The sequence below is a fragment of the Qipengyuania citrea genome, from assembly GCF_009828015.1.
Classification (GTDB): Bacteria; Pseudomonadota; Alphaproteobacteria; order Sphingomonadales; family Sphingomonadaceae; genus Qipengyuania; species Qipengyuania citrea.
The window spans coordinates 1-5,151 of sequence record NZ_WTYG01000019.1 but is presented as its reverse complement, the minus strand read 5'-3'; the positions used below and the strand labels follow the sequence as shown (position 1 = coordinate 5,151).

Annotated in this window: 5 protein-coding genes and 1 pseudogene; 3 read left to right on the top strand and 3 right to left on the bottom strand. The window is 54.0% G+C overall.

Annotation, left to right across the window (positions count from 1 at the left end; translation table 11 throughout):
* Nucleotides 1-587: MBL fold metallo-hydrolase (locus tag GRI55_RS14720; protein WP_160767632.1), on the bottom strand; the 587-nt coding region annotated here is incomplete at its 3' end.
* A 41-nt stretch (nucleotides 588-628) separates the two neighbouring features.
* The gene (locus tag GRI55_RS14715; RefSeq protein ID WP_063511737.1) at nucleotides 629-2,581 is read right to left on the bottom strand and encodes a putative bifunctional diguanylate cyclase/phosphodiesterase; all 1,953 of its coding nucleotides are present in this window, start codon (nucleotides 2,579-2,581) and stop codon (nucleotides 629-631) included.
* A gap of 163 nt (nucleotides 2,582-2,744) precedes the next feature.
* Here GRI55_RS14715 and GRI55_RS14710 point away from each other — a divergent pair, with 163 nt between their 5' ends.
* Complete coding sequence (locus GRI55_RS14710; protein ID WP_063511736.1) at nucleotides 2,745-3,785, top strand: sensor histidine kinase; 1,041 nt, start codon at nucleotides 2,745-2,747, stop codon at nucleotides 3,783-3,785.
* Between the two features lie 22 nt (nucleotides 3,786-3,807).
* Nucleotides 3,808-4,206 carry a response regulator gene (locus tag GRI55_RS14705; protein WP_160767622.1) on the top strand — a complete coding sequence of 133 codons (399 nt, stop codon included), beginning with the start codon at nucleotides 3,808-3,810 and terminating at the stop codon, nucleotides 4,204-4,206.
* An 86-nt stretch (nucleotides 4,207-4,292) separates the two neighbouring features.
* On the opposite strand, the gene GRI55_RS14700 is transcribed toward GRI55_RS14705, so the two are convergent.
* The gene (locus tag GRI55_RS14700) at nucleotides 4,293-4,790 is read right to left on the bottom strand and encodes an MgtC/SapB family protein (RefSeq protein ID WP_063511735.1); all 498 of its coding nucleotides are present in this window, start codon (nucleotides 4,788-4,790) and stop codon (nucleotides 4,293-4,295) included.
* A gap of 254 nt (nucleotides 4,791-5,044) precedes the next feature.
* Here GRI55_RS14700 and GRI55_RS14695 point away from each other — a divergent pair.
* Nucleotides 5,045-5,151 (top strand): annotated as a pseudogene (locus GRI55_RS14695) (plasmid stabilization protein); the annotation flags it as partial.

Genomic DNA, 5,151 nt, shown 5'->3' with positions numbered 1-5,151 from the left:
GAAAACTCCCTGTCTGCCATGCCCGACCCGCAAACCGAACCAGCACCATGGGCGGGATAAATGATCGCCTGGTCGCCTAATTCGCAAATCTTGCGGAGAGAGTCGAAGAGAAGGCCGGCAACCTCCCGCTTCCGTTCAGGATAGAAATCGGTTCGGCCAACATCGCCAACGAACAGCGCATCGCCGGTAAAAACGCCCACCGCCGTTTCGGGGTATTCGCTATCGAATATGGCATAAGCGAGGTGATCGAATGTATGTCCGGGCGTTTCGAGGACGCGGATTTCGAGCTGTCCGATCGCGTGACAATCACCATCCCTCGTAGTCTTCGCGTATTCCACCTCGCCATCCGCGTTCGGCCCATGGAAAACCTCTGCCCCAGTCAGTTTTGCGAGTATCGGCGCTCCTGAAACCAAATCCTCATTGCGATGGGTCTCGAAGATATGCGTTATCCGCAGCCCCTCGTTTCGTGCTCTTTCAACGTAGATATCGCAATCTCTGCGAGGATCGATGACGGCAGCCATTCCGCCGGCTCCGATAAGATAGGAGAGGTGTGAAAGACCGGCCGTTTTAATTTTTTCGAACAGCACTGTTATCTCCTAATCGGCTAATAGCTTGAGAAACACCTCAATCAAGAAGGCGAAGAGCCTAAGTTGGAATACAGCGCCTTGAGCATTCGTTCGCTTGTAGCCGGCTTCCCCAAGCAAAAGCCTTGCCCGTAATCGCAGCCCACTGCTCTTGCCATTTTTAGCTGCTCGTGCGTTTCGATATGTTCGGCAACACATCGAGCACCAGCCGAATGACACAAATCTACCAGACCCGACAATATTTGGCGCGAGCGCTCGCTGTGAATGATATTGTCCATCAAAGATCCGTCCAGCTTGATTGTATCAAAGGAAAGCTCTCGAAGGTATGCTACCGATGCGTAGCCAGAACCGAAGTCATCCAGTGCGCTTGTAAAACCATAATGGGATAGCTTCGCTAGTTCTTGTTCGGCATGCCCCAGATCGGCAAGGATTGCTGTCTCTGTGATCTCGAACTGAACGCGGTGAGCATGAAAAGAAGAAGCCGACACAATCTTTTGAAGTTTGTCACTAGCCCCCGAACGGCTCAATTGCATGGCGCTGAGATTGAATGAAAGGGAGAGGTTTGCCGGCCAGGTCTCAGCTGACGCCAACGCCATTTCCAGAAGACGTTCGTTCAATCGATCAATGACGCCGAGCTTCTCAGAGATGCGAATGAACTCATCGGGAGACACCGCGCCCAGTTCTGCGTTGTTCCAACGAGCAAGAGCTTCAGCGAATACAGGAACTCCTTCCTTAAGATCAAAAATGGGCTGGAAGTGGACCTCCATTTCACGAAGCGCTTCACCCGACAAAATCGACTTTTCAATCTTTGCTCGCCGTTGATCTGCCTCGAATTGAGGCAGATCGTATAGGTGCCAATGTCCACGCGAGGACGCTTTCGCCTTATAGAGAGCGGAGTCTGCCTGCCGGAAAAACTCTTCGTCAGACCAAGTGTATGGTCCTGCTTCCGTTACGCCGCACGAAGCACCGACGAATAGCTCCTTTCCATCCCATAGGACCGGTTGGCTTGCTAGCTCACAGATCTGAGTTGACGCAGCTTCCAGTCCAGGTCTCGATAATCCATCCTTCCAGAAAACTGAAAACTCGTCGCCTCCGAGCCTGGCAACTAGCGCCTCGGCTCCGAAAGCATCTTTCAACCGTCGAGCATACTCGCGCAGTATCTCGTCGCCCGCAGCGTGACCGAATGCGTCGTTCGCTGACTTGAACCCATCAAGATCGCAAATAGCAAGCACGCTGCCGCCCCCAGTCAACGGGCCGCGGACCATGCCCTTCTCAATCTCGCGAACAAGCTTTCCGCGATTGGCAATCCCGCTCAACACGTCTTCATCGGCTCGCTTGGTCGCTTGGAGCTCAGCCTCAACAGCTCTGTTTCGCTCGCGAGCGATCGCCAATTGTCCACGCACCAAGCCCAGAAGAGCTCTATTATGAACATGGAGCTGCCAAATGAAGAGGGCTAGGACGAATATCAGACTGAGGGCGATCCCTCGATCTGACGGCTTCCCCATCCAAAACAACCGGATTGCTACGGGTAGACCGAGTATCAACAACGGAAGAAGCGCCGCCCGCGGAAAACTGCTCAATCCATAAGCGACCCCCAGCGCAGCAAGAACGCTGTAAAGCAGGATGGTCATCGTCTCGCTAGGGTAGGCGGTTATGAGGGACTGAGCCCAGATCGAAAACCCGAGACACAAGATGGTTGTGAAGAGGACCATCGTGACCAGTTCGCGTTTTATCCTCGCGAAATCCTCGGAAGGTTTTTGAAACGCGATCCAATAGATCATCCGCCATAATAGGATGGCTGATAAGATAGTTAGCGGCGAGAACCAGCGCAGCTCACCGCCATGTGTCGCCACATGGAGGCCCAGAAAGTTCACGAGCGCGACCCCATAGAGTAGCGGGATCTGCCTCCTTAAGCTCTCGAAGATTCCAGTAATCTGCTCGCGTTGCTCGCGAGGGCTGTCCGCTGGGAACAGGAACCTTAAGACCCACTGCATCATACGAGCCATAGCCTCGAATAGGCATTTTCTGGTTAATGCACAAATACGAGGTATCTTGAGCCAACTTGGCGGATGACGAACCGTCGAAGCGGACAGGGTGCTGCGCTGTTAGAGCCAGAAGATTGAGCTTGCAAATTAGCGCCGCTGATCACTAGCAAGACTGATGCCTCTTAGAAATTCTAAGCCAATCAGCGCCGCGCAGCTGGGCTTCATCGTAGAGGATGCGGCTAGCGAAATTTACCTCTTTTCTGCATCCGATTTTCGGTTCTTGCTGGTAAATCGAGGCGCGCGCGACAACCTCGGGTTCGGATTCGACGAGTTGCGTAAACTCGCACCGTGGGACCTGAAGCCACATCTGAGCGAGGCTCAATTTCGTGAAAAGGTTCGCCCGCTCCTGGAAACAGGCTCTGGCGACATGGTCTTCGAGACGGTTCACCGGCGCAAAGACGGGTCCTTATATGACGTGTCGGTTCACCTTCAGTTGCTCGAAAATGACGGCGAGCCAGTATTCTTCGCTGCCATCCGCGATGTCACCCGCGAAAATCATTTGAAACGGTCACTTGAGGACCGAGAAAGAGACTTGGAGGCTGCTTTGGCTGGTCGCGAGGTCCTTCTTCAAGAAGTCAATCATCGTGTAAAAAATAGCCTACAGTTGGTTATGGCACTACTTCAGCTTCATGCTCGCGAAGCGACCGATGACGGTCTCAAGTTTGCTTTGTCGGAAGCAAGGCACCGGGTCTCTGTGGTGGCTTCTATTCACCAGCGGCTTTATATGAATGGCGACTACTCGATGGTGGACATCGGAGATTTCCTTTCTGAGCTGGTTACGGCCACGGTGCGATCAATGAGCAGAGTGGATGACATCGGAATCGAACTCGAGCTTCAGTCTGGTGTCGCAATAGGAATGGATAGAGCAGTGCCCTTGGCGCTTGTCGTTTCGGAACTGCTCACCAACAGCCTCAAATATGCATTCCCTAATCAACGTAAGGGAACCGTGGGCGTGCATCTCAGTTCAACGGAAACGGAAATCACCGTTACCGTGCTTGACGATGGCGTAGGTTACTGCGTCGCGGACAGTGCAGAAACTGGCACCGGATTGGGTTCAAAAATCGTGCACGCCCTTACGGGGCAAATTCGGGCGAAAGTTGAAACGCAGAATAAGGCTGGCGGAACGCACATAAGCATAGTTCTTCCTCGCGGTTGATCGGCTGTGAGTTCGAATTTTTATGAAGATACTAATTGTTGAAGACGAAGCCCTAGTGGCTATGAACATGCAGGACGTTCTTGAAGCACAGGGACACCAAGTAATCAAAATAGCTGATGATGAAGAGTCGGCGATCTTAGCTGCAATTCACTATAAGCCCGATCTCGCGCTGGTTGATATGCGGCTCTCAGGAGGCGGTTGTGGGTTGGTCGTGGCTCGGCAAATGCACGACATCGGCGTCGCCGTTTTGTTCGCTACGGGGAATTGTCCCGGCCCGGATCATGGTGAGATCGCACTAGGGTGTCTCCACAAGCCTCTCTCGGACAATCAGCTAATCGCAGGCGTCTTAGTTGCGAACGCCTTACAAAACCGATCTGCCAATCCACCACCAATACCGGCCGGGATGCATCTCTATCGCTAGTTTTCGATGAGACATACGAAGCTGTGCATCACGTGGATCCAAGAGCTAAAGCCGCGCTATAGATCTAGAAACACTTTAGCGGACGCCTACTCCTCGGGCGACCTTCCGATCGATCGCGCGATGTTGCGATCCTCCTTGCCGAACTTGTCCTCCGCAACCCGCAAAGCCGTAATCATGATCAGGCTGATAACGGTCAGAATCGCAACCAGAGGCCATTGCGCAGCACCGCAGGCAATACCCACCATGGTCGCTAGCCATAAATGGGCCGCCGTTGTCAGATTGTGGAGTTGGCCCTTGCTGAAGACGATCAGGCCGGCCCCGATTATCCCGATGAACGCTCCGGCTGCCTCGAACAGTCGCAAGGGGTCCATCCGCGGACCGTCGAGCTGATGGTACAGGGCCATGATCGACACGACCATGGCCGCAGCCGAGACACAGATCAGGCCATGCGTTCGCATGCCAGCGGCATGGCCGCGCCACTCGCGATCGAGCCCCAGCACCAGACCGAGAATTGCAGCCACGCCAAGCCGGCTGATGATATCCCAATCTAGCCATTCGATGGATGTGACAGGGTTGAGTTCCATGGTTCGCTATTCCGCTTTCTGCCCGGGTCCCCGGGATGAGGTCTTCGCGCTCGTCGCAAGCTGATAGGATAACCAACCCGAGTGCTGCAATTGCCGGGTGGGATGCTCTCTCCTGTAGACAGCCGAGCAGCGCCCCTACGATAACCCGTTGCAAACGTAAGACAATCTCTTCGTGGAACCCTTGCCCCATACGGGGTTGCTCATATATTTTCTTAGCGCGGACGGGTTCTCGACACGACACGAGGAGAAGCGTGATGGCGAAGGGAGACAAGGACAAATACACCGACAAGCAGAAGCGCAAGGCCGAGCACATCGAAGTGAGCTACGAGGACCGCGGCGTCTCGCAGGAAGAAGCCGAACG

Coding starts and splice junctions, on each gene's coding strand:
- GRI55_RS14710 (WP_063511736.1), top strand. CDS start 2,745: ATGCCTCTTAGAAATTCTAAGCCAATCAGCGCCGCGCAGCTGGGCTTC.
- GRI55_RS14700 (WP_063511735.1), bottom strand. CDS start 4,790: ATGGAACTCAACCCTGTCACATCCATCGAATGGCTAGATTGGGATATC.
- GRI55_RS14705 (WP_160767622.1), top strand. CDS start 3,808: ATGAAGATACTAATTGTTGAAGACGAAGCCCTAGTGGCTATGAACATG.
- GRI55_RS14715 (WP_063511737.1), bottom strand. CDS start 2,581: ATGATGCAGTGGGTCTTAAGGTTCCTGTTCCCAGCGGACAGCCCTCGC.